23 protein-coding genes and 1 riboswitch are annotated in these 21,935 nt (G+C 46.9%); of the genes, 2 read left to right on the top strand and 21 right to left on the bottom strand.

Annotation, left to right across the window (positions count from 1 at the left end):
* Positions 1-82: 82 nt before the first annotated feature.
* From FE296_RS06925 to FE296_RS06880, 10 genes are all read right to left on the bottom strand, one after another.
* On the bottom strand, positions 83-1,315 hold the full coding sequence (locus tag FE296_RS06925; RefSeq protein WP_150364571.1) for a bifunctional 3,4-dihydroxy-2-butanone-4-phosphate synthase/GTP cyclohydrolase II: 1,233 nt from the start codon (positions 1,313-1,315) through the stop codon (positions 83-85).
* Positions 1,316-1,347: 32 nt separating this feature from the next.
* The gene (gene ribE / locus FE296_RS06920) at positions 1,348-2,016 is read right to left on the bottom strand and encodes a riboflavin synthase (protein WP_150364570.1); all 669 of its coding nucleotides are present in this window, start codon (positions 2,014-2,016) and stop codon (positions 1,348-1,350) included.
* Between the two features lie 61 nt (positions 2,017-2,077).
* Positions 2,078-3,181, bottom strand: coding sequence for a bifunctional diaminohydroxyphosphoribosylaminopyrimidine deaminase/5-amino-6-(5-phosphoribosylamino)uracil reductase RibD (gene ribD / locus FE296_RS06915; RefSeq protein WP_190945061.1), 1,104 nt, complete (start codon positions 3,179-3,181; stop codon positions 2,078-2,080).
* Between the two features lie 323 nt (positions 3,182-3,504).
* Positions 3,505-3,673: riboswitch (FMN riboswitch) on the bottom strand.
* Positions 3,674-3,842: 169 nt separating this feature from the next.
* Positions 3,843-5,132, bottom strand: a complete 1,290-nt coding sequence (locus FE296_RS06910) for a hypothetical protein (protein ID WP_223868794.1) — start codon at positions 5,130-5,132, stop codon at positions 3,843-3,845.
* 131 nt (positions 5,133-5,263) lie between these two features.
* A complete protein-coding gene (locus FE296_RS06905; protein ID WP_017687646.1) occupies positions 5,264-5,695 on the bottom strand; it encodes a peptidylprolyl isomerase in 432 nt (143 codons plus the stop codon).
* Between the two features lie 249 nt (positions 5,696-5,944).
* The gene (lysA, locus tag FE296_RS06900) at positions 5,945-7,276 is read right to left on the bottom strand and encodes a diaminopimelate decarboxylase (RefSeq protein WP_017687645.1); all 1,332 of its coding nucleotides are present in this window, start codon (positions 7,274-7,276) and stop codon (positions 5,945-5,947) included.
* 104 nt (positions 7,277-7,380) lie between these two features.
* A complete protein-coding gene (locus tag FE296_RS06895) occupies positions 7,381-9,048 on the bottom strand; it encodes a spore germination protein (protein WP_150364569.1) in 1,668 nt (555 codons plus the stop codon).
* A 24-nt stretch (positions 9,049-9,072) separates the two neighbouring features.
* The gene (locus FE296_RS06890) at positions 9,073-9,501 is read right to left on the bottom strand and encodes a stage V sporulation protein AB (RefSeq protein ID WP_026080996.1); all 429 of its coding nucleotides are present in this window, start codon (positions 9,499-9,501) and stop codon (positions 9,073-9,075) included.
* On the bottom strand, positions 9,482-10,138 hold the full coding sequence (locus FE296_RS06885) for a stage V sporulation protein AA (protein ID WP_091018089.1): 657 nt from the start codon (positions 10,136-10,138) through the stop codon (positions 9,482-9,484). Before FE296_RS06885 ends, FE296_RS06890 begins: the two co-directional genes overlap by 20 nt.
* A gap of 634 nt (positions 10,139-10,772) precedes the next feature.
* The gene (locus tag FE296_RS06880) at positions 10,773-11,681 is read right to left on the bottom strand and encodes a helix-turn-helix transcriptional regulator (RefSeq protein WP_150364568.1); all 909 of its coding nucleotides are present in this window, start codon (positions 11,679-11,681) and stop codon (positions 10,773-10,775) included.
* Positions 11,682-11,789: 108 nt separating this feature from the next.
* On the opposite strand from FE296_RS06880, the gene FE296_RS06875 reads away from it, so the two are divergent.
* A complete protein-coding gene (locus FE296_RS06875) occupies positions 11,790-12,716 on the top strand; it encodes a DMT family transporter (protein ID WP_150364567.1) in 927 nt (308 codons plus the stop codon).
* An 86-nt stretch (positions 12,717-12,802) separates the two neighbouring features.
* On the opposite strand, the gene sigF is transcribed toward FE296_RS06875, so the two are convergent.
* The 11 genes from sigF to FE296_RS06820 all read right to left on the bottom strand — a co-directional run bounded on the left by sigF (position 12,803) and on the right by FE296_RS06820 (position 21,444).
* Positions 12,803-13,558, bottom strand: coding sequence for an RNA polymerase sporulation sigma factor SigF (gene sigF, locus FE296_RS06870; protein WP_036607856.1), 756 nt, complete (start codon positions 13,556-13,558; stop codon positions 12,803-12,805).
* Positions 13,559-13,572: 14 nt separating this feature from the next.
* The gene (gene spoIIAB / locus FE296_RS06865) at positions 13,573-14,028 is read right to left on the bottom strand and encodes an anti-sigma F factor (protein ID WP_036672324.1); all 456 of its coding nucleotides are present in this window, start codon (positions 14,026-14,028) and stop codon (positions 13,573-13,575) included.
* Positions 14,025-14,378: an anti-sigma F factor antagonist gene (gene spoIIAA / locus FE296_RS06860; RefSeq protein ID WP_017687636.1), complete on the bottom strand. Its 354-nt coding sequence runs from the start codon at positions 14,376-14,378 to the stop codon at positions 14,025-14,027. Before spoIIAA ends, spoIIAB begins: the two co-directional genes overlap by 4 nt.
* Positions 14,379-14,522: 144 nt before the next feature.
* A complete protein-coding gene (locus tag FE296_RS06855) occupies positions 14,523-15,698 on the bottom strand; it encodes a D-alanyl-D-alanine carboxypeptidase family protein (RefSeq protein ID WP_150364566.1) in 1,176 nt (391 codons plus the stop codon).
* 243 nt (positions 15,699-15,941) lie between these two features.
* Positions 15,942-16,766: a purine-nucleoside phosphorylase gene (locus FE296_RS06850; protein WP_150364565.1), complete on the bottom strand. Its 825-nt coding sequence runs from the start codon at positions 16,764-16,766 to the stop codon at positions 15,942-15,944.
* A gap of 129 nt (positions 16,767-16,895) precedes the next feature.
* Positions 16,896-17,786, bottom strand: a complete 891-nt coding sequence (locus FE296_RS06845; RefSeq protein WP_105599514.1) for a tyrosine recombinase — start codon at positions 17,784-17,786, stop codon at positions 16,896-16,898.
* Positions 17,787-17,861: 75 nt separating this feature from the next.
* Entirely contained in the window at positions 17,862-18,104 is a 243-nt protein-coding gene (locus tag FE296_RS06840) for a DUF4227 family protein (RefSeq protein ID WP_076215836.1), read from the bottom strand.
* Positions 18,105-18,262: 158 nt separating this feature from the next.
* Positions 18,263-18,730, bottom strand: coding sequence for a ferric iron uptake transcriptional regulator (gene fur / locus FE296_RS06835; protein ID WP_036607866.1), 468 nt, complete (start codon positions 18,728-18,730; stop codon positions 18,263-18,265).
* Between the two features lie 107 nt (positions 18,731-18,837).
* Complete coding sequence (gene spoIIM, locus FE296_RS06830) at positions 18,838-19,467, bottom strand: stage II sporulation protein M (protein ID WP_124116446.1); 630 nt, start codon at positions 19,465-19,467, stop codon at positions 18,838-18,840.
* Positions 19,468-19,627: 160 nt separating this feature from the next.
* Positions 19,628-20,848: an endonuclease Q family protein gene (locus tag FE296_RS06825; RefSeq protein WP_150364564.1), complete on the bottom strand. Its 1,221-nt coding sequence runs from the start codon at positions 20,846-20,848 to the stop codon at positions 19,628-19,630.
* Positions 20,849-20,850: 2 nt separating this feature from the next.
* Positions 20,851-21,444 (bottom strand): NUDIX domain-containing protein, encoded by a 594-nt coding sequence (locus tag FE296_RS06820; protein WP_124116178.1) that lies wholly within the window; start codon positions 21,442-21,444, stop codon positions 20,851-20,853.
* Positions 21,445-21,791: 347 nt separating this feature from the next.
* Between FE296_RS06820 and mciZ the strand changes: the two genes are divergently transcribed.
* The gene (gene mciZ / locus FE296_RS06815) at positions 21,792-21,926 is read left to right on the top strand and encodes a Z-ring formation inhibitor MciZ (protein ID WP_150364563.1); all 135 of its coding nucleotides are present in this window, start codon (positions 21,792-21,794) and stop codon (positions 21,924-21,926) included.
* Positions 21,927-21,935: the final 9 nt, after the last annotated feature.

Raw genomic sequence — 21,935 nt, 5'->3', positions numbered from 1 at the left:
TATAATGTAATGTAAGTAACGGAAATCCTTAATTAATCTCTTCCATAAATTACATGGTGAACGTTATTCATCTAAAATATATTTACTGTTCGTTTTGCTCGATATCATCAAACTTAAGCATATGCCCCAGCTTGGCTTGCTTGGTATGAAGATAAACCGTATTGTCCTCGTTCTCCTCCATCTGGATCGCGACACGCTCTACGACTTCAAGTCCATATCCTTCAAGGCCTTTAATTTTACGAGGGTTGTTAGTTAGCAGTCTGATCTGACGAACCCCAAGGTCTTTCAGTATTTGAGCGCCAATTCCATAATCACGCAAGTCAGCAGCAAAACCCAAACTCAGGTTTGCATCCACCGTATCCATACCTTCCTCTTGCAGCTTATAGGCTTTGAGTTTGTTGATCAGGCCAATACCCCGACCTTCCTGTCTCATATAAAGCAGTACACCATTGCCTTCCTCATGAATCTGTTTGAGTGCCGCATCAAACTGCGGACCACAGTCACAACGATGCGAATGGAATACATCACCTGTCAAACATTCAGAGTGCACACGTACAAGTACGGGTTTCGAACCATCAATTTCTCCTTTGACCAAAGCCACATGTTCCTTATTGTCCACAGCGTTTGTATAAGCCACCGCTTGAAACTCACCAAAGTCCGTTGGCATACGCACAGCCACTTCACGTTGAACCAGCTGCTCTTTTTCGTTACGGTAACGAATCATGTCCTGAATACTGATCAGCTTCAGATCATGTTTGCGGGCAATCTCCTGCAGATCCGGAAGTCTGGCCATCGTGCCATCTTCCTTAATTACTTCACAGATAACGCCTGCGGGATATGAACCACACATAATAGCCAAATCTACCGCTGCTTCTGTGTGCCCGGCACGACGAAGTACACCGCCGTCTTTTGCAATCAGCGGGAACATGTGACCCGGCTTACGGAAGTCCCCGGCTTTCGCCTCAGGATCGATTAGACCTCTCACGGTAATAGAACGTTCATGTGCCGAGATACCCGTTGTCGTATCTTTGTGATCCACAGAGACGGTGAAGGCTGTTCCATGGAAATCCGTATTTTGTTGAACCATCGGTTTCAGGTTAAGTTCGTCCGCACGTTGTTGTGTAATCGGGACACAGACCAGACCTCTACCTTCAGTAATCATGAAATTAATGACTTCAGGTGTCGCCTTTTCGGCCAAAGCGATAAAATCGCCTTCATTCTCCCGATCTTCATCATCCACAACAATGACAGGTTTACCACGCATGAGATCATATATGGCTTCTTCGATTGTGTCCAGAATGGATTGTTCTGACATTGGTCCACCTCCAGTTAATTTCTGTTCTCTATTTATGCAAATCCGTGATTGGCGAGAAAATCTTCACTGATACTGCGCGGCTTGCCAGCACCCGTCTCCCGATGTCCTCTCCCATACTGGAGCAGATGATCCACATATTTGCCCAAAATATCGCATTCGATATTAATGGTATCCCCTGTCTTTTTCACATTTAGTACAGTTTCACCAATGGTATGCGGGATAATGGAAACCGTGAATGCGGTATCCGACGTATGGACAACGGTCAAACTAATGCCATCCAGTGTAACCGATCCTTTGGGGATCAGATATTTGAACAACTGGTGATCATCAGGCTTGATCTCAAACACAATTGCATTTTGATCACGTGTTATACTGCCAATCACTCCAGTACCATCTACATGGCCCTGAACGATATGGCCGCCAAAACGACCGCCTGATTGCATGGCCCGCTCCAGATTAACTTTACTGCCAGATTGCAGCTGACTGAGATTGGTATGACGATAGGTTTCAGGCATTACGTCGGCGGTAAAACCTCCACCTTCGAGTGTTGTTGCTGTTAAGCACACGCCGTTCACTGCTACACTATCACCAATCTTCAGATCGTCCATGATGGCGGAAGCTCCGATATTCAGGACCATCGCTTCGCCTTTCCGACCAATACGCCGGATCTGACCGACTTCTTCCACCAAACCGGTAAACATGCTGCCGCCTCCCTTTTTCAAGTTATAAAGAACCTAACTTTCTACTTTAAAATCCATTTATTTATTCAGGCCACACCGGAATACCGCCAATGCTGATATTATCTCCAACTTGTTCGATCTCCAACTGATTCAATTGAATCGCCTGATTCATACGTTCCACACCCTCGAAGCGGAAGCTTCCAGGTGTATCATAACCGCCTACAATCTTCGGAGCGATAAACATGAGCAGTCGATCGACCAACCGTGCCTCCAGCATGGCTCCATTCAAGGTGCCTCCACCTTCAAGCAAAATCGAACCAATCTCACGCTCACCCAACTTGCTAAGTCCGTTTAACAGATCCACACGTGGTCCAGGACCACAGCGTATAATTTCGACGCCGTAGGCTTCCAAACGTTCAGCAGCTTCAGGACTGGCTTCGTCTGTTGTCAGCACCCATGTTGGAGCAAGACCATCCTTAACCATTTTGGCACCTACGGGAAGACGTAACTTGGAATCCACCACAATGCGCACTGGACTAATGCCTTCGACTTGCAAACGGGTAGTAAGTTCCGGATTATCGGCAATCACTGTGTCGACGCCAACCATAATTCCCTGGTGACGATGACGAAGGGCATGCACAATCTCACGAGCGGGCTCGTTAGAGATCCATTTGCTGTCTCCGCTGCGAGTAGCAATTTTGCCATCCAAAGTAGTAGCCGTCTTCAGTGTCACGAAAGGTAGACCCGTTGTAATAAACTTAATGAATTTTTCATTCATGCGTCTTCCTCGCTCACGCAGTACGCCAACTTCAACTTCAATGCCGTGTTGACGAAGCATGCTTATGCCCCTGCCGGATACTTGCGGATTTGGATCTTCACAACATACCACAACACGTTTCACCTTTTCATGAATCAGGCGTTCACTACAAGGTGGCGTCTTGCCATAATGACTACAAGGCTCAAGTGTAACGTATACCGTACTTCCTTCTGCATCACTGCCTGCCATGTTAAGTGCATGCACCTCTGCATGACCGGTTCCACGTTTCAGATGGCTCCCCAGGCCTACAATACGACCCTCTTTCACAACTACACATCCAACGACCGGATTGATCCCCGTCTGTCCCTGTGCTCGTTCCGCCATATCCAATGCCAGTGCCATATAAAATTCATCATTGATCATTTCCAAATCCGTTCACCCCGCGGTTTAAAGTCTTGTTTATTAAAAAATCCCCGTCGAACAATCAGTTCGATGGGGATGATGAGAGACAAATGTCACCAGCAGGAGTGAAATGGATACAGCACGCCAACACTTTGCCCAAAACTTCATTTCGGGCAAGTGAAAATAGACACATACCTTAATGAACATCAATTACAGGTAAAGAGTTTTTATAGTGTGGCATATGTATGGAACTTTCCGACGTAACCGGATCTTCCCTGCACAGTGCAAGACATTACAAATCGTGACTGTGCAGCAATACTCCTGCTGAATGCAAACCTGTTAGGTCTGCACCTCTCCTTCTCCCATCCAGACTATACTGTCGGTTCTGGAATTACACCAGATCAGCCATCTGCCAAGGGCAGACAGGTCACGGACTTTGCATCAAGTGCTGGACACATAGGTCCTTACATTTCCTGCATCACCGCCGGTAGGGAATTGCACCCTGCCCTGAAGGATTGCTTTCGTTATTACTTGGATGTTAGCACTTTAATGCCAAAAAATCAATTGTTTTTTGTTCCTTTTTGTCACATACTAACTTTTAATAAGCTAAGAAACAACAAAAAAACCGCTTCCTCTCAAGGAGTCACGGTTTTTACTTGGAGGCCCAATTCACACCCATCGTATCATTCTACATATCAGGAAAACACCAGCTAGCCATATGCTTTAATTCTTTGGCATTATGAAATGGAGTGCGGTCAGGTTCTTGCAGGGGCGAAGTTGGAAGCGGGAACTCTCTTGCCACCCTTCTGACCCAACTTGTGGAATCGATCGCAATAGCCGAGCATTTCCAGCGTCCAGTCGCTCTCGGTCGAAACGTCCCATGCAAATCTGCTTTTCCCGGCATCTCTGGAAAGACACCATCCAGATATTCTACGATGACACGCTTGTCTCTGACTTCATGACAATACACCGTCACCCATACTCCTTCCCGCACCCGAACAGCATACACATCTCCAGACTGTACCTCCCCGGTACCTGCATCAGGAGATGCCTTTGGTACTTTTCCGCGAACACTTCTCTTCTTCTCCAATGCCCCTAAGATTGTGTCCTTTACAGCTGGACTCTCATCAGGCTTATCCGCAAGAGATATATTACTTAGATCAAAATCATGAAATATCTTGTTCAGGTTGTTCTCATTAATTCCGACAGATGAGTCCCACCACGCCAGAGGGGCCTGCACTTCAACACGCGTATTGGGGCGTGCGTCACGCTGCATGTAAGAGGTAAATTCCGTGATCATTCCGGGATGTTCCGGCGTATCCAGTATGCCAATCAGAGCCAACGTCTCAAGCAAATCACGGTAGGCATATTCCTTCTGTGTAGGCAAAAGGCGTTCCTTCTTGAGCGCTACTGCTGCCTTGCTGTAACGTGTTTTGGGAGGTAGTTCGCGCAGCACCGTTAACACCGCACGGAATGTCCAGCGGTCGTAATCATTGGGTATTGGAATCTCCTGCGCGGCAGCCAGTTCTCGAAGTGCCAACACATATCCAAAAGGATCACCGTCCAACGGGGTTCCATTGGTCATCCGCCAATACCATTGCAGCGTCGTGTCGGTTGCTTGATCTACACTTAATCCGCAGATCTTGCAAGTGTTCGAAGATGGATATGGCGTATGTTCATGACTTGGCATACTGCTCGCAATAAGCTTTCCCGTAAGCAACGAGCGCCAGATCATGGGTGCGGACCACAAAGAGGATACAAAAGCCTGCGCTGCATCATTTATCGTCCATTGATTTGCAACTTTTTTCAGCTCAGTAATCGTTTCATCATGTTGCGGACGTACAAATCGATTCGGTTCATGCCCGGCTGCCTCAAGCGCTTCTCGATCCTTTACGGATAGACTATCCGGAACGACATGCCGCGATGCCTGAAGTTCTTCATCCCACAACGTGCGCTCACTATAAATTTGTTTTAACAAGCTTAGCTGAGTGACCATATCCAAGGTTCATTCATCCTTTCTAATCATCGATTTCAAGTATGTAAAAAAAACAAAAAAAGTGCTTCTATAAAAGAAGCACTTCATGTTTGGATCCAGTTAAGGTGAAGGTATTAAGCTTCTACAACTTCAACAGTTTCCATTTTGTCTTTACCTTCCAAAGCGTCCACGAACTCCATACCTTTGGTTACTTTGCCAAATACCGTATGTTGTCCATCCAAATGTGGTTGCGGTTGGTAGCAGATGTAGAACTGGCTTCCACCTGTGTTACGGCCAGCATGTGCCATAGCAAGTGTTCCGCGCTCATGTTTGTTCGGGTTGATCTCACAGTTGATTGTGTAACCTGGGCCACCTGCACCGGAACCGTTAGGGCATCCGCCTTGAGCTACAAAGCCCGGGATAACGCGGTGGAATGTAAGACCATTGTAGAAACCGGAGTTAGCCAGTTTCTCAAAGTTTGCTACTGTGTTTGGAGCTTCTTGATCGAACAGATCGATCAGAACTTCTCCGCCGTTTGCCAATTTAATTTTCGCTTGTTTCGCCATATGTAAATGACTCCTTTCGTATTGACCATCGTTAATGGTGCCAGAACGCATTGACCCTGGGCCAAGCATTACAGCACTTTTCTTAGTGTACACCGAAAATGTCTGGATCGCAAAAAAAACGGCAACTTTTTTCATGATTTAGCTCAAATACGCAAAAAGCAGACGAAAAAGGAAGTTCCCTTTTCATCTGCTTCAACTTTAAGATCGCTATATCTTGAATAATGCAGAATCGCATTATCTTTTGACGAATTAGCGAGTTACTGGCTGTTTTCCAATGCGCGCTGGTACCAGGTCATTTTGGATGATATCTTGATACGTCTCACGGCGTACCACGACATCTCCTTGACCGTCTTTGACAAATACAACGGCCGGACGACGAATCCGGTTGTAGTTGCTTGCCATGGAGTAGTTATACGCGCCTGTGCAAGCTACAGCGAGCAGATCGCCACTTTCCACTTTTGGCAAGTCCAGATCCCAGATCAGCATATCGCCACTCTCGCAGCATTTACCCGCAACAGATACCGTTTCCTGAGCAGCCTCATTTGCACGGTTGGCAAGCACAGCTTCATACTTGGATTCATACAAAGCAGGACGTGGGTTATCGGTCATACCACCATCAACGGCAACGTATTTACGCACGCCTGGAATGTCTTTGCTAGTTCCAACGGTATAAAGCGTTGTTCCCGCTTCACCCACGATGCTACGGCCTGGTTCAACCCAGATCTCAGGTACGGCATAGCCGATTTGAGCAAAATGATTTTTAACTGCGTCTGTAATAGCCTTCACGTATTGCGCAACTTCAAGCGGCGTATCTCCGTCGATATAACGGATTCCGAATCCACCGCCAAGGTTAACCACTTTGAAAGCAACATTAAGACGCTCATATACACTTGCTGCAAATTCAGCAACACGTTGAACAGCCATCTGGAAGCCTTCAACTTCGAAGATCTGGGAACCGATGTGGGAATGCACACCCAGCAATACCAGGTTAGACTGCTTGGAAGCCAAGTCAATCGCTTCAAATGCTGTACCATTACCAATATCGAATCCAAATTTGGAATCCGTCTGACCTGTGGAAATATATTCATGCGTATGAGCCTCAACACCAGGCGTCACACGAAGCAAAATGTTTACTTTACGGTTTTTGTCCGCTGCTACAGCCTGCAACAGATGTAATTCATTGAAGTTATCTACAACAAAGCATCCAATCTCTGCATCAAGAGCCATTTCGATTTCTTCCAGCGTTTTGTTGTTACCGTGGAAATGAATGCGCTCAGCCGGGAATCCTGCTTGCAGTGCAGTGAACAATTCACCATCAGATACAACATCCAGGGAAAGCCCCTCTTCTGCTGCAAGGGCACACATCGCCATTACACAGAACGCTTTACTTGCGTAAGCAACCTGGAAACCCAGTCCGGAAGCACGGAATGCTTCCATGTACTCTCTGCAACGCTCGCGAACCAATTGCTCGTCCACAACGTACAGGGGAGTTCCAAATTGTTCTTTCAGATCTGTTGCATCAACTCCGCCAATCTCCAGATGCCCTTGCGCATTTATTTTACTTGTACCATGTAAATACATAATCTGCATTCCTCACTTTTTTGTATACTGGAACAGTTGCTATTCCAATGATTTTACACCAGTATATCAAATTAGGCGGCGAGATGAATGGATTTTTCGGAAGATCATTTGTGTTTTTTACTTTTTCGCAGTTCACCGTCCGGATCATCGGACATTTTGGTGTTGTCACGTGTTTTGTTGAATGATGGACGTTTTTTATTTTCCAGTAAAGGTAGCCGGAATAAAAAGTTGCCCAAGGCCTTTGCATTAAACGGTATAAAAGGCCAGAGATACGAAGAATTATACGACCGATGAACCGTGAGTGCCAATATGAGCAATGTACAGCCAACAACCAATCCCGGAACTTTGAATATCGCTACTGCTATGAGCAAAAACAGTCTGACTAACCTGTTGGCAAGTCCCAGCTCGTAACTTGGTGTGGCAAACATCCCAATAGCTGCTATGGCCATATAGAGTACAACCTCATTGACAAAGTACCCTGTTTTCACCGCGATATCCCCGACCAGAATGGCCGCAATCAAGCCCATTGCCGATGCCAGAGGTGTAGGCGTATGAACCGCAGCCATCCGCAATAGATCGACACCAAGTTCTATGAGAAGAAACTGCAGAATCAGGGGCAACTTTACATTTTCCTGTGGACCAATGAAGTCAAGTCCCATCGGTTTGAGCGAAGGTTCTATCACCATGAGAAGCCATAGGGGCAGTAAAAACAGCGATATGAGAATCCCTGCGAAGCGAACCCATCGTAAATACGTCCCCATCAATGCCGTCTGTCTATTTTCCTCTGCATGTTCACACAGGTCGAAGAACGTCGTTGGCAAAATCATTACACTGGGGGAAGTATCTACGAAAATGACGACTCTGCCCTCCAGTAGATGGGATGCGGTAACATCCGGCCGTTCCGAATAACGAACGAGCGGGAATGGGTTCCATCCCTTGTTGATAATCGCTTCCTCCAGCTGTTTATCTGCGGCGGGAATACCATCGATATCCACCCGCTGAATTTTCTCACGGACTGAGTCCACCTGCACTTTATCCACAATATCATCAATGTACACCACGCAGACATCGGTTTGTGTTCTCCGCCCCACCTGCATAATCTCAAATTTCAGTCCAGGGTCGCGTATTCTACGGCGCACCAATGTTACGTTGGTCAGGAGCGTTTCGGTAAAGCCGTCTCTGGAACCGCGGACTACCCTTTCCAGTGAAGGTTCTTCCGGTGAACGAACAGGGTAACTCCGGGTATCCATTACTAAGACCGAGCGATCCCCTTCAACAAACAATGCACTCATTCCAGTAAGAACCTTGTTGATGACCGCACTCATCTTCTCGACTTTTTCCACCTGTATGTGAGGAATGTAACATTCAAAATAGGATTTGAGTGCATGTCCTGACACTTGATCCGGCGTGAGATAGGTTAGTCTCTTTAGCACTTCAAGCAATATTTCATCCTTCGCGAAGCCGGTGATCATCAGCAATCCAACGTGTTTGCCACCGAGGATCATTTCCCGCATATTTACGTCAAAGGATTCGCCAAGACCCAACACCTGTTCCAGTGTATATTTGTTTTCACTCATCCGCGGGGAAATATCATCATTTTCCTGCCAATATTGTACGGATTCCTCAATGCTGTCGGACATCTCATTTTGTTTTTTCTTATTGTACGCTTTCTCCTCTTCTTCCTTCTGAATCTCATAAGCAGACTTGTGTAACATCTCTTCCGTTATACCTTCACTATTTTCCTGGCCTGTGTGCTCTGTTCGTTCATCCATCTTCCATCCTCCTATGGCCACGAGTTACCGCTGATATATGAAAAAATCAAACAGGGAACCTGTCATTTTGCCCAAAATCATGGCGAGCAGTAAACCAAACAAATAAGGTTTCATGCCCAATCGTTTGGCCAGCACGGGAAGTACATTAAGCACCTCAGTGAGCGCCGCGGCCAGCAGACCGATGAACACGCCACAGAACAAACCAACGATTGGGCTGAGCAGCAGCACCCCATGCATTTTCCAGTGCCAGAAGTCCGCCACCGTCCCGAGCAGTGAACCACCTATTAGCGCCCCTTCGTACCAGTGAGTCTTGTCATACGATTGCGTAAGTTGAGCTAACCTGGGAATCATATCGAGCACCAGAATGAGCGCAATTACGCCGCTCCCTACGGCAATTCCCCCTGCAATACCCAATACAATGCTGATTGCTCCATTAAGAACGCTCATCCGCATTCATCTCCCTGCGTTCCTGCTCATGCATCCGTTCGCTCTCTTCAATCACCACATATTTATCTACATTTTGCTGGTATAGAAACATCTCCACTTCCAGCGGGGTAGGTTCCTCATTCCACTTTTTCTTGAACAAATGATTAAAAAAAACTGCCATTCCGAATCCAATGCCAATGGAATACGCCACTTGAAACAGATAGGGATGTTCGTCCCGATGCCCAGTGAGCATCTCCACAATTCGAATCTGTACTTCCTGCATGTTCACATCGGCATGAAAATTCATAATGGTTAAGGCTGATCCAAAGAACAACAGCAGCCAAACCAGAATGAACAGGGACTTGGAAGGTTGACCATTTCCCGCAATGACTTCAACCAACGTATGACCTGATCCCATCAGTTCCACACTTACCTCCGGCAAGATGTGCCGAATTTGGGGAATAATCTGCAATATATCAATGAGGATCAGATTGCCATCCTCCGGTCCAGGGCGCAGCAGTTCAAGCTCCAGTAGCCTGCCCTCCTGGTCTTCAGAAGAGGTCAGTACATGTGCAATGTCTCCAAGCTTGACTGCTCTGCCCCTCTGGATGCGAATACGGCTGCGTAAACGAATATAGACCATTGGAGTGGGTGTCTGGGACATCCAAAGCACTCCTTTACTGCGTAATTTAGGTTAGTATTTGAAGAATGTGCAAATTTATTACATACAGGTTGGAAAAAGATCGGGAGGTGGGTGCGGGCGCTGCGGGATGGATCGGTCATTGGTAGTTGTTGCTCGGAGGAGGATACACGCAGACACTCCGACGGCAGACCAACCTTCTGATCGCTGTTGTCTCCAAATTCTTTTGATTGATTTCTAAGTGTTGGAAATTTGGAGATAAAGGCGAGCGCCTCGCTTCTTCAGGTCTAATCTGCCGCCTGCGTTGCTTGTGTATCATTAGGCAAGCCCTCACGCTTCGCTCCTTTTGACCTATTCCATCCCTCCGCTACCCATCGCCCTCCCGTTTCCAAACGTTTGAAAAAAATATGCTAGGTGGGGGCAGGGTAGGGATTTAAAGATGAGCTTTTTGGGGTTATTTTGCTCAAAATTCCATGACTTGTGAAAGTAGCTTTTTGATATTAATTTTAGAAATTAGGAGATTAGCCTTTTATACGCTCTCCTTGTGACCGATTTGAGGGGTAACTACGTGCGAAGCATTATTTTACATATCAAGAAAGTCGCCGTATGGGCGACTCTTTGGGATTGGTTGATAGACTTACCGATCATAAACATTATCTCAAGAATTATTTTCTTTTTCTCTTTTGTTCAATTCTCTTCTAAATCGTAAAGGGGTTGAATTCATTGTTTTGCGGAATTGGTTAATGTAATAACTCGTGCTGTTAAAACCGACCTCATAGGCAATTTCGGTGACGCTACGCTTGGAGGATTGCAATAGATCAATGCTTCTTTGGATGCGGTACTCTATCACATATTGCATGGGTGTAGTTTTCAGGATTTGCTTGAAATAACGGCATGTCTCCGATCGACTCAACTGTCCCGCCTTCGCAATATCTTCCAGCTTAATTTCATCGGCATAATTGAGATTAATCCATTGCAACATGTCTTTCATTCGATTGTTTCTGCTCATCTCTGATGGATCATGTTCTAGAGAATATCCGTTCATAATCAGCAGTTTCCACATATTAAGCACCGCAGAAGCAACATTCACTTCGTAAAAAGGAACTTGGTGCACTAACTCCTTTCTAATCCGTGCAATAACATCCAGAATCTGTTCTCCCCAAGCGTTAGCTCTTTCGATATACAGAAAAGGCAAATTAGTTGCTGTTACATATGGATGTACGTACTTTATATACAAATCCGAAGGCATGATAACATGCGGGGACAAATTCAGACATAAGTAGATGCAGTTCTCGCTCACCCCGTGATCTTCGGCCATATGCATTATTCCACTGTTGATAAAAATCCCGTCACCTTTGGACAAAATTATCTTTTGATCGTTGATATGGAACAACGCCGTTCCCTGAAGAACGGCAACAAACTGCAATTCATCATGCCAGTGGAGAGGAATATGTCCGTGAACATTTTGAACAATGGTTGTCTCATAACAGGCTACGGATAATGTATCGGTACGGTGTTCCGTCATTTCTTTCAAATGGTGATCAATGATAAATTCGATATTTTGCATGGCCCTCATCTCAATATAGTTATATTTTTAAGTGTGATATTGATATTAATGTACCGCATTTCTCCTTAATATAACACTATTCTTATATTTAAGGTGAGGCGATAAAGGATGACAATTGCAAAATCCAAAATTTCGGGTATCGTACTCGTTCTGACGGGAGCCATATGCTGGGGAGTTGGAGGTACGGTATCTCAAAAACTCTTTCAACTGGATGGAATTGAGGTCAATTGGTATGTCACTATACGATTGTTGATCGCTGGGCTACTCCTTCTGGTTATTCAGTCGTTTACACGTGGGCGAGTTCAGATTTTTGATGTGTGGAGAAATAAAAAAACAGCTGCACAGCTGATTATTTTTGGATTGGCAGGCATGCTTGCCGTTCAGTATACGTATATGGCATCGATTAAACACGGCAATTCAGCGGTAGCTACCCTTCTGCAGTATCTGTCCCCTGTCATGATCATGATATACATCGCACTTCGGAAGCAGTCTACCCTTACACGCAATGATCTTTCATGCGCCATCCTGGCTCTCGGCGGCTGCTTTCTCTTGCTTACGAATGGCTCGTTTACGCAGTTATCTGTCTCCTGGCTCGCAGTCATGTGGGGTCTGTTATCCGGGGTTTCAGCTGCATTTTATACGCTGTATGCCGTGCAACTGATTAAAATGTTTGATTCACTTGTTGTGGTCGGCTGGGCTATGATCATCGGTGGTATGGGAATGAGTTTTATTCATCCGCCTTGGAAAATGGATTTTGCCAGCATCCCGCTCGAAACCTACGGTTATTTGGTATTTACAATCATTTTTGGGACCATGATTGCTTTTTGGTTTTATATTGCGAGTCTTAAAAGTCTTACCCCCAAAGAAACGAGTCTGCTCGGGAGTGCAGAACCCCTTGCTGCTGTTGGAACAACCGTTATATGGCTCCATGAACCTTTTGGCATCTATCAATGGATGGGTACGGCATGTATTATTGGTATGATGCTGGTCATGCAGTCCAGTCGTTCAGGATCTATCCGTATGAACAACAAATAACCTCCCTCGCCATAATGCGCGATAGAAGGTTGTTAGTTGTCGTATATTGGTACATAAGCGCCAATTATGTTGTCGCAATCCCCGAATCACTGCGCGATCTGGTCGCGGATGGATTGCAGTATTTTTTTCTCCAGACGTGATACCTGCACCTGGGATATACCCAGCCTGCTGGCAACCTCGGACTGGGTCTGATCCCGGTAATACCTTAGATAGACGATTAACCGCTCCCGTTCGCTGAGACCACCGATGGCTTCGTTCAGCGCCAGTTTGTCAAACCAACGTTCCTGAGACTCGTCGGCAATCTGATCCATTAACGTAATGGGATCACCGTCATTCTCGAATACCGTCTCATGGATGGAGGTCGGCGGTTTGTTCGCTTCCTGGGCAAATACGACTTCCTCCGGGGTTACTCCCAGCTCTGCGGCAACTTCCTTAATCGTTGGCAAACGATCCAGATGTTTGGACAGTTCGTCCCTTTTTTTGCGGACTTTATTCGCCATCTCTTTCAGTGAACGACTGACCTTTAGGGTACCGTCATCCCGCAGGAATCGCTGGATTTCTCCGATGATCATCGGTACCGCGTAGGTTGAGAACTTCACGTCATAACTGAGATCAAATTTGTCCACTGACTTGAGCAGACCGATACAACCAATCTGGAACAGATCTTCCGGATCATATCCCCTGTTCATAAAACGCTGTACGACGGACCAGACGAGTCTGATGTTGCAGTTCACCAGCGTATCCCGTGAGACATGGTCACCCGACTGACTGAGCGCAATCAGCCGTTTGACCTCGGCATCGTCCAAATAGGTCTGTGAAGATGGTTTCACTTCAGCATCCATAAGAACACCAACCCCTAATTATACAATGCTTTCTTGGATTCAATCCTTTTTTTCATCTTGATGGAGGTGCCTCTGCCGGGCTCACTGCTGACTTCGAATTCATCCATAAAGTTTTCCATAATGGTGAAGCCCATGCCCGACCGCTCAAGTTCGGGTTTGGACGTATATAGCGGCTGCTTGGCGAGTTCAAGATCTTCGATTCCTTCACCACGGTCTTCCACGATAATTGTGATCATGTCTTCCCGAATCTCGGCCTGGATAGACACCACACCCTCGGAGTTGTTGTTGTATCCGTGGATGATGCTGTTGGTCACGGCTTCCGAAATGACCGTCTTCAGGTCACTGAGCTCGTCCATCGTTGGATCAAGCTGGGAGATAAACGCAGCAACGGTTACCCGTGCAAACGACTCATTCTCTGACTTGGCCGCGAATTGCAGATTCATGAAATTTGTCCCTGTTCCTTCATTCATGAGACGACCTCCAGACCTGAGAGAGCAGTTCCCTCATTTTCGTATATCGGCATAATCTTGAACAGACCCGACATTTCCAGCAAACGGTACACTGGCGAGTTGACGTCACAGACCACCATCTTGCCACCTTTATTCTTAATGAGCTTGTATCTTCCCAAAATGACACCCAGACCCGAACTGTCCATAAATTGCAGATCTTTCAGGCTGAGTACGAGATGCTCGCTTTGTCTCCGCTGGATGGCTTCATCCATCTGCATCCGTACCATGTCAGCTGTATGGTGATCCAGCTCCCCGGATAATCGTACAATCAGAATCCCGCGATGGTGTTCCATTTCCACATGCAAGTTCACGTTTGCTCACTCTCCTCCCTGTCTTAGAACAAGGATTTCTACGCTCCCGAAGGCTTTTCCTGCCCCCCGACAAAACTAGAAGAAAACCCCTATTTAACTACAAAATATGTTCGAAGGATGCGTGCAACTCGCAGAAATCGCCGTTTAGTCAAACAGGTTAGACGTTGTCCGCTTGAACAGCTTCCACCAGCCAGCCTTATTCACATCCTGCGGAGCCTGAATGTCGAACTCCTTAATGACGTCGTTGCCCTGGTAAACCACCAGTTTACCTATACTTTGCCCAGCCTTGATCGGAGCTTTCAATTCTTTGGCAACCAGCAATTCATGCCGGATGTCATTGGATTTGGCTCCTTTGCGCATCAGCACACTATAATTTTGCGTGGCATTCAGAGGCAATTCGGCAACTTCGCCTTTTTCGATCTTCAGACTGCCCAGCAGATCCCCTGCCTTATAGAGAGCCTTCATCGTATATTGACTAAAGGCATAGTCAAACATCGAAGATACTTCGCTGTTTCGTGTTTTGGTATTCGGTTCACCGAGTACCACGGAAACGACACGCAGTCCATCCTTGGACGCTGTTGCGGACAAGCAGAATTTCGCTTCGGATGTGTAACCTGTTTTCAAACCGTCTGCCCCTTGATAAAAACGAACCAGCTTGTTTGTGTTCACCAGCCAGAATGGCTTTTCCGTATCTTTGCGAAGGTAATCCTGATATGCACCGGTGTACTTCGTAATCCCGGAATGCTTCAACAGTTCACGGCTCATGACGGCAATATCATGGGCGGAAGAATAATGATTATCGACCGGGAGACCGTTACAGTTGGCAAAATGAGTATCCTTCATGCCAAGCTCCTTCGCACGCTCATTCATCAGCTGTACAAAGGCTTCTTCCGAGCCAGCGATCTTCTCAGCCATCGCTACCGAGGCATCATTGCCTGAAGCCATCGCGATCCCTTTTAACATATCATCAACTGTCATTTCTTCCCCTGGCTCCAGAAAGATCTGCGAACCGCCCATCGAAGCTGCATATTCGCTCGCTCTTACTTTGTCCGTCAGCTTCAGCTTGCCTGAGTCGATCGCTTCGATCGTAAGCAGCATGGTCATAATTTTTGTAATGCTCGCCGGAGGCAGCTGATCATGACTGTTTTTCTCATAAATGACCGTTCCCGTGTCTGCATCCATTAAGATCGCAGAGCGCGCCGACGGGGCCAGATCAGTTCCTCCCGCTGCCTTCGGTGTTTCTTCAGCTAATGCCGTTGATGCCAAAAGGGACAGCAGGATACAAAGGGTCATGAACGATGCCATTATTCTTTTCTTCACAAGGTTACCTCCTCAAATGACTTGCTTACTGCATATTCCATGCATGTACTGCTAATCATTGTCGGCCCGTTTCCAGTAAATTATTCCATGTAAAGCATGATTTCCCGAACTTTTATTGAAAATGTGGTCAAAGCAAAATAACGCACTGCACTCAACGAATGAGTAACCGTACATTTAACACAACAAAAAAAGGTTACCCCCGATGATTTCTCATCTAAAGAGGTAACCTTATTCAAACCTTGCTTACATTTGTGGAATAACCGCCAATACCAGCGCCAGGAACGACTCACGCACACGTTCCGTCGTTTCCATCACCTCATCATGTGACAGCGGCTGGTCCAGAATTCCGGCAGCCATGTTGCTGATACAGGAAATACCGAGTACTTCCAGGCCTGCGTGGCGTGCCACGATCACTTCAGATACAGTGGACATGCCCACTGCGTCTGCGCCTAATGTACGCAGCATTCTGATCTCTGCCGGTGTCTCGTAGTTCGGACCAAGCATACCTGCGTATACCCCTTCACGTACGTTAAAACCTTGTGACGCGGCCGTATCCTTCGCCAGCGCACGCAAACGGCGGCTATATGCTTCGGACAGATCAGGGAAACGCACGCCCAGTGCAGCGTCATTTGGTCCAATCAGTGGATTTTTGCCTGTGAGATTTAAGTGATCAGAGATCAGCATCAAGTCTCCAGCTTCGTACGACGTATTCACACCGCCTGCAGCATTGGTTACAAGCAGGCTACTTACACCCAATTCTTTCATAACCCGTACCGGGAAAGCTGTCAATTCCGGACCATATCCTTCGTACATATGGAAACGGCCTTTCATCATCACGACTGGACGACCTTTAATGGTTCCGACCAATAGTTCACCTTCATGTCCTTCTACTGTGGACACCGGAAAATGTGGAATATCCTGATAAGCGATACTTACGCCATCTTCAATCAGTTCTGCCAGTACGCCAAGACCCGAACCCAAAATCAAACCGACTTCCGGCTTGATGGAGCTTTTGCATTGAATATAAGATGCTGCTTCCGAAATCATTTGTTGGTTTAAAGCTGTCATGCGATGTATGTTCCTCCTTGAGTTGAAACGATCCGTCTTATGTATAACGGCGTTTGGATGTATTCAATTTATTTTATCCTAAATCGGCCCAATGTTCCGCATTTATTTGTGAATGCCATGCGTCAAAATCTATCTTGCCCTCGGATGATGGGTTTCATAGATTTCTTTCATGGTTTTGCGACCATGGTTGCCATATTGTTGTCCAGGCTGCTCTACGTGACCCAGCATGTCTTGAACCGCACGTGTATCCGCCCCATTGGCAATCAGGTGTGCCGCAAAAGAATGACGCAGCGTATGCGGCGTAATTTCTTCCGAGATTCCTGCGTCCACCGCCGCTTTTTTGAGCAGCTTCCAGAAGCCCTGCCGGGTTAAACGTCTGCCAGATACATTCACGAATAGTGCCTGCTCGTCCGAATCGGTTTTGAGCAACTTATTGCGGAATTCCTCCACATATACACTTGCCCAATGTGCTGCTGGTGCACCTATGGGAAGGATACGTTCCTTGCCCGCCCCACCACATCGTATAAAGCGCATGCCCGGCTGAACATCCCGAATGTCAAGGGCAATCAGTTCCGAGACCCTAATGCCTGTAGCATATAACAATTCAAGCATGGCTCGATCTCTCACACCTTGCGGTGAACGAATATCAGGCGCTGTCAGCAGTTGTTCGATCTCCTGGATACTTAACACCTGTGGTGGCGTTTTGTCCGCCTTGGGAGCTTCCACATCAAACGTAGGGTCCTGTATAATATCACCCCGCCGCATCAAAAAATGAAAGTAGGAGCGCAGAGATACGATGCTGCGGGCAATGGTTGCATTGGCACGTCCTGCCTGTTTGAGCTGACCCGCAAACAGGACGACATGTGTGCGTCTGACCTGATCGGCTTCGCGTATGCCATATTCCTTATCTGCAAATTCAATGAACTTGTCCACGTCTCGGAGATACGATTCAAGCGTGCTGCTCGACATCCCTTTATCATCTTCCAAGTATAAGGCATAGGCATGTATCGTCTGTTTCATGTACAACGCTCCTCAACTGACAGATCTGCCGCTCTGGCAGACTGCTCCCGTATTTGCATCCCTGGCTGTTTGAAGCTACTCTCCGTACCAATAGAACAAACGGAGACGCTCTGCCATCGTAGGACGTCCTTCTCCATTACCCGGCCAATCCGTTTCCTGAAATACTTTGATTGCATTGCCAGTTGGCATCTGATACTGATCCACAGGTGAGATCCAGCCATTAAACAGATCCAGAACATGATAGAACAGATAAACTAATGCGGCAAAAACTATGATAAATCGAATAAAACGGAGCCCTCTCCGCACTGATATAATCATGGGCGCGTCCCCTCCTGATTCGAATCCGGTATTGTCCTTGAATCAGGGTATGTCCATAAACAGAGGTTTATGCCATTCGGGGGAAACTCCGGATCATGTCCTGTGCCAAAAAAGCTCTCCCGTCAAAACCGCCGGTGAGAGCTTGAAGATATGCTATGTTATTCTTCATCTTTGGGTTTCTGTTCATTTTTAGCTTTGCAACGATAACAAATTCCATGAAAGTCCAGTCGGTGATCTACTACCGAAAAGTTGAATTCCCGCTCCAAACGCTCTTCAAGCGGTCCAAGCCAGTCTTCACGTATTTCATCCATACTTCCGCATTGAACACAGATTAAGTGATGATGGTGATGCTTGGATGTATCTCCGCGCAGATCATAACGCGCTACACCGTCGCCGAAGTTGATTTTCTCTACAACATGCAGCTCACTCAGCAGTTCGAGGGTACGGTACACGGTTGCCAGACCGATTTCGGGAGCCTTTTCTTTAACGAGCATGAATACGTCTTCTGCGCTCAGATGATCTTCTTCATTCTCAAGAAGTACTCTTAAGGTGGCTTCCCGCTGGGGCGTTAATTTATATCCTTGGGACTGTAGTTGCTGCTTAATTTTATCAATCCGTGCTTCCATTTTCTCCCTCCCCCTAGGAAATCACTGCACACTGCAACTTAACCCACTCTTTTCATTATAGGGGGAGTGCGTAATTAAAGTCAACATTTTACACTATACGGTGCACGTTAGGCCGGTAGTAACATTGGCGTGACCCAACGCATCATCGCAGGTGTAACCCATGTTTCAAAAGACGCCACGCCGAGCAGCAATGCAGCCATAACCAAAGTTAACACTATATATGAAGCAAAAGGCCTTTGTCGACCAGGTGTTCGCTGCATCAAAACACGATTGCGAATGATGTATAACGAGAACGTCATCGCCGCCACACTGCAGACCAGAAGGATCGGAATGACGAACAAATTATGCGGTGCCACGGACACCAGTGCAAACAGCAGCCCTTTCCAGGAATACTGTCCAACAAGGTACCCTACTGTGAATCCAATGAGCACACCTTTCAAAAAATCCAGAACCAGTATACCGGGTAGTCCAACGACGGATAAACCCAGAATAAAGATCAGACCTACCCATTTCAGATGAAGCATGGCAATGTCCCAATATGCCCCGGTCTCTGTCACCTGTGCACTGTGCTGCACGGTCATGAAGAAATTGCCCAGATAACCCTCCAGATCCTGACGTTGCTCAAGAGACAATGCGTTCACCATGAGCGCGCCAAAAATGACGCCGACCAGAAACAAGACAGCCACGAATACATATAACGAAGTCTGACCTTTAAATGTAAAGTAGGAAGAGCGCATACAGGTACGAATCCCCTTTCCGGTATCATGCTGCAAGGATTATCAGTTACATCCTCATAGTCATTCTTATGAACCGGAATGCACCTGTATGACTTCTTGTCCAGATTGACTCTACGTGAAGAGAAGCTTTATCAGTTGAACCTAGGAGTACTTACACGGGTCACTCCGAAGCTTTTTCCTGAACAGCAACCTTTCCGTACGTGCCGCCACCTCCGGAGGACAGCACCAGTTGTCCGTTCCGTGCAGCCACAATTAAGCCTGCTAGCACAGGTCCAACAACCGCAGCAAGCTCTTCCTCACGCGTAAGATGAAGGACGTTCATTTCTGTACCAAAATGGTCCAGTAGCTGGCGCAGTTTGGCTTTGCCAAGTCCGGGGATGAACTCCAGTGGTACCTGATAATGATAGGCCGGTCTGTTTGCAGGAACATGAGGACTCTCCCGATCAGAGATTGCCAGAATGCGATCCAGAACCCCCTGAACCAGCTTCAGACTGCCACAGTGAGGGCAACGCTCTGCTGACATCGCTTGCTCGTCCATAATACTGCCACATGCTGCACAGTAGGTACGGTGGTATTTGCCCAGCCTTGGATTCAGTCCATAATTGGCAGTAATACTCCTGCCGGCTTCTCCTTGGAGTGCCATACGGAACTCATCAAAAGAAGGGGTAGCAACTTGCAGTTCGTTATACTCCCGTCCAATCTTACCAAGTGAATGAGCATCCGAATTGGTCAGAAACGGTACATGATCCAACTCCCGAATATAACTGGCCATGGATGAGTCCGAGCTTAACCCCAGCTCTACCGCATCCACGAGACTAGTATCCAGCACATCGCTCATACGGGGCGCAGTACTACCATAGATGCCTTTATGCGGTGTAAATACATGTGCAGGCACAATAAGCCCACCACGTGCCTTAATCTCGGCTTGCATCTCCAGAGCGGGCACGTATACCCGCTGAGAACTGAGATTCACATTTTTCATATAACGTTTCATCCAGTCCGTGAAGGACTTCATCGTTTTCAGATCACGGAAGTACGCCAGCATATGGAACTCACGCATTCCAGGCTCGCGCAGCTCAATTTCTGTACCCAGCAGAATGGTGGTGTCCTGGTAGGCAATGCCGCCTCCCTCAATCTCGGACATGGTACCACTCTCCAGCAATTGTTCGATATCCATCTGTACAACCGGAGAATGACAATCAATAACACCAAGCAAATGAATTCCTTTACGTTCCGAAGCTTCCCGGGCAATATTCTCAAATGTCAGATCCCGACTGCCACTAATTTTAACAGCCTCACCCCGTGAGGTTCGTCCGATGTGAATATGCAGGTCTGTATAACAGGGTTCCCACATCGAGGATGTTTTCAGTTGGTCTTGCATGCCTAGAACCGTCCTGTCGTTCTGTAAAGGTCCCACGCGTACACAGCCATCATCGTTTTAGCATCACTAATCCGGTTCTCGTCCATGAGAGCGTAAGCTTCCTCCAGCGTGATCTCGGATACTTCAAGGAATTCATCTTCGTCCAGCGCCATGTCCCCTGCTTCAAGCTCTTCTGCGATGTAGAGATGAATGATTTCATCTGCGAACCCCGGTGAAGTATAGAACGACCGCAAATGACGTAGCGACTTGGCCACATATCCCGTCTCTTCTCGCAATTCACGTGCTGCTGCAACCTCTGGTTCTTCACCCGGGTCCAGTTTCCCCGCAGGAATCTCTACTTCGGTACGTCCCATTGCCTGACGATACTGATCCACAACAAGCATGCGATCCCCGTTCAGAGCAAGTACAGCTACCGCTCCAGGGTGTCGGATTATCTCACGTGTAGCCGTCTGGCCGTTTGGCAGTTTAACGGTATCGACTTGAAGTGAAATCACTTTGCCCTCGAAGATTGGCTTGGTGGATACGGTCACTTCATCCAGTTTTGGATTGGCAGGTTGCGTCGCGTGGATGGATTGGGCAGATTGGTTTGGTTTCATTTGTTCTTCAACTCCATATCGTTGGATTATATATAAATTGACTAAAAATATTTACACTAACCACTCCGATGACAGAACAACCCTTCGATCGCTGTTATCCCCAGATTTTTTGATTTCTTTCACTAATAGATAAAATTTGGTGATAGCTTATGCTTACGATGCAGCTTTCCTTCAGAAAGCTTTTTGGCGAACGCTCCGCTTCTCTTGGTTATTTCTGTCCTCTCCGTTCTTGTGTGAAGGATTAGCTCAATTTATATATTCGCTTAATGTATAAATCTCTGATTTTGGGCATATGGTGAGCGTATAGAACTCTCACAGTAAATATAAACAAATCAGGGGGAATTTTGATGAACAGTTATTTGACGCCTAAATCCGTACACATGGTAGGACAAGCCCGGCAAGTGCAGCTCATACTCAAGCAATGGTTGCGCGAGTGGGGCCCGGATGCCAAGTTAGTCGATCTGCTCGCTGGACGCAAATGAGGTCATTAA

Source organism: Paenibacillus sp. UASWS1643, from assembly GCF_008693195.1.
In the GTDB taxonomy this organism is placed as follows: domain Bacteria; phylum Bacillota; class Bacilli; order Paenibacillales; family Paenibacillaceae; genus Paenibacillus; species Paenibacillus amylolyticus_B.
The sequence above is the reverse complement of the archived record's forward strand: the minus strand, read 5'-3'. Positions and strand labels throughout refer to the sequence as shown.

Bases quoted from the DNA above. Each gene is read 5' to 3' on its own strand.
- FE296_RS06880 (WP_150364568.1), bottom strand. From the start codon at position 11,681: ATGCAAAATATCGAATTTATCATTGATCACCATTTGAAAGAAATGACG.
- fur (WP_036607866.1), bottom strand. From the start codon at position 18,730: ATGGAAGCACGGATTGATAAAATTAAGCAGCAACTACAGTCCCAAGGA.
- FE296_RS06850 (WP_150364565.1), bottom strand. From the start codon at position 16,766: ATGACAGCTTTAAACCAACAAATGATTTCGGAAGCAGCATCTTATATT.
- FE296_RS06905 (WP_017687646.1), bottom strand. From the start codon at position 5,695: ATGGCGAAACAAGCGAAAATTAAATTGGCAAACGGCGGAGAAGTTCTG.
- FE296_RS06890 (WP_026080996.1), bottom strand. From the start codon at position 9,501: ATGCGGATGAGCGTTCTTAATGGAGCAATCAGCATTGTATTGGGTATT.
- ribE (WP_150364570.1), bottom strand. From the start codon at position 2,016: ATGTTTACCGGTTTGGTGGAAGAAGTCGGTCAGATCCGGCGTATTGGT.
- FE296_RS06845 (WP_105599514.1), bottom strand. From the start codon at position 17,786: ATGAAACAGACGATACATGCCTATGCCTTATACTTGGAAGATGATAAA.
- FE296_RS06840 (WP_076215836.1), bottom strand. From the start codon at position 18,104: ATGATTATATCAGTGCGGAGAGGGCTCCGTTTTATTCGATTTATCATA.
- FE296_RS06925 (WP_150364571.1), bottom strand. From the start codon at position 1,315: ATGTCAGAACAATCCATTCTGGACACAATCGAAGAAGCCATATATGAT.
- mciZ (WP_150364563.1), top strand. From the start codon at position 21,792: ATGAACAGTTATTTGACGCCTAAATCCGTACACATGGTAGGACAAGCC.
- lysA (WP_017687645.1), bottom strand. From the start codon at position 7,276: ATGTATTTACATGGTACAAGTAAAATAAATGCGCAAGGGCATCTGGAG.
- FE296_RS06820 (WP_124116178.1), bottom strand. From the start codon at position 21,444: ATGAAACCAAACCAATCTGCCCAATCCATCCACGCGACGCAACCTGCC.
- spoIIAB (WP_036672324.1), bottom strand. From the start codon at position 14,028: ATGAATGAAGGAACAGGGACAAATTTCATGAATCTGCAATTCGCGGCC.
- FE296_RS06875 (WP_150364567.1), top strand. From the start codon at position 11,790: ATGACAATTGCAAAATCCAAAATTTCGGGTATCGTACTCGTTCTGACG.
- sigF (WP_036607856.1), bottom strand. From the start codon at position 13,558: ATGGATGCTGAAGTGAAACCATCTTCACAGACCTATTTGGACGATGCC.
- FE296_RS06825 (WP_150364564.1), bottom strand. From the start codon at position 20,848: ATGCAAGACCAACTGAAAACATCCTCGATGTGGGAACCCTGTTATACA.
- spoIIM (WP_124116446.1), bottom strand. From the start codon at position 19,467: ATGCGCTCTTCCTACTTTACATTTAAAGGTCAGACTTCGTTATATGTA.
- FE296_RS06895 (WP_150364569.1), bottom strand. From the start codon at position 9,048: ATGGATGAACGAACAGAGCACACAGGCCAGGAAAATAGTGAAGGTATA.
- FE296_RS06885 (WP_091018089.1), bottom strand. From the start codon at position 10,138: ATGTCCCAGACACCCACTCCAATGGTCTATATTCGTTTACGCAGCCGT.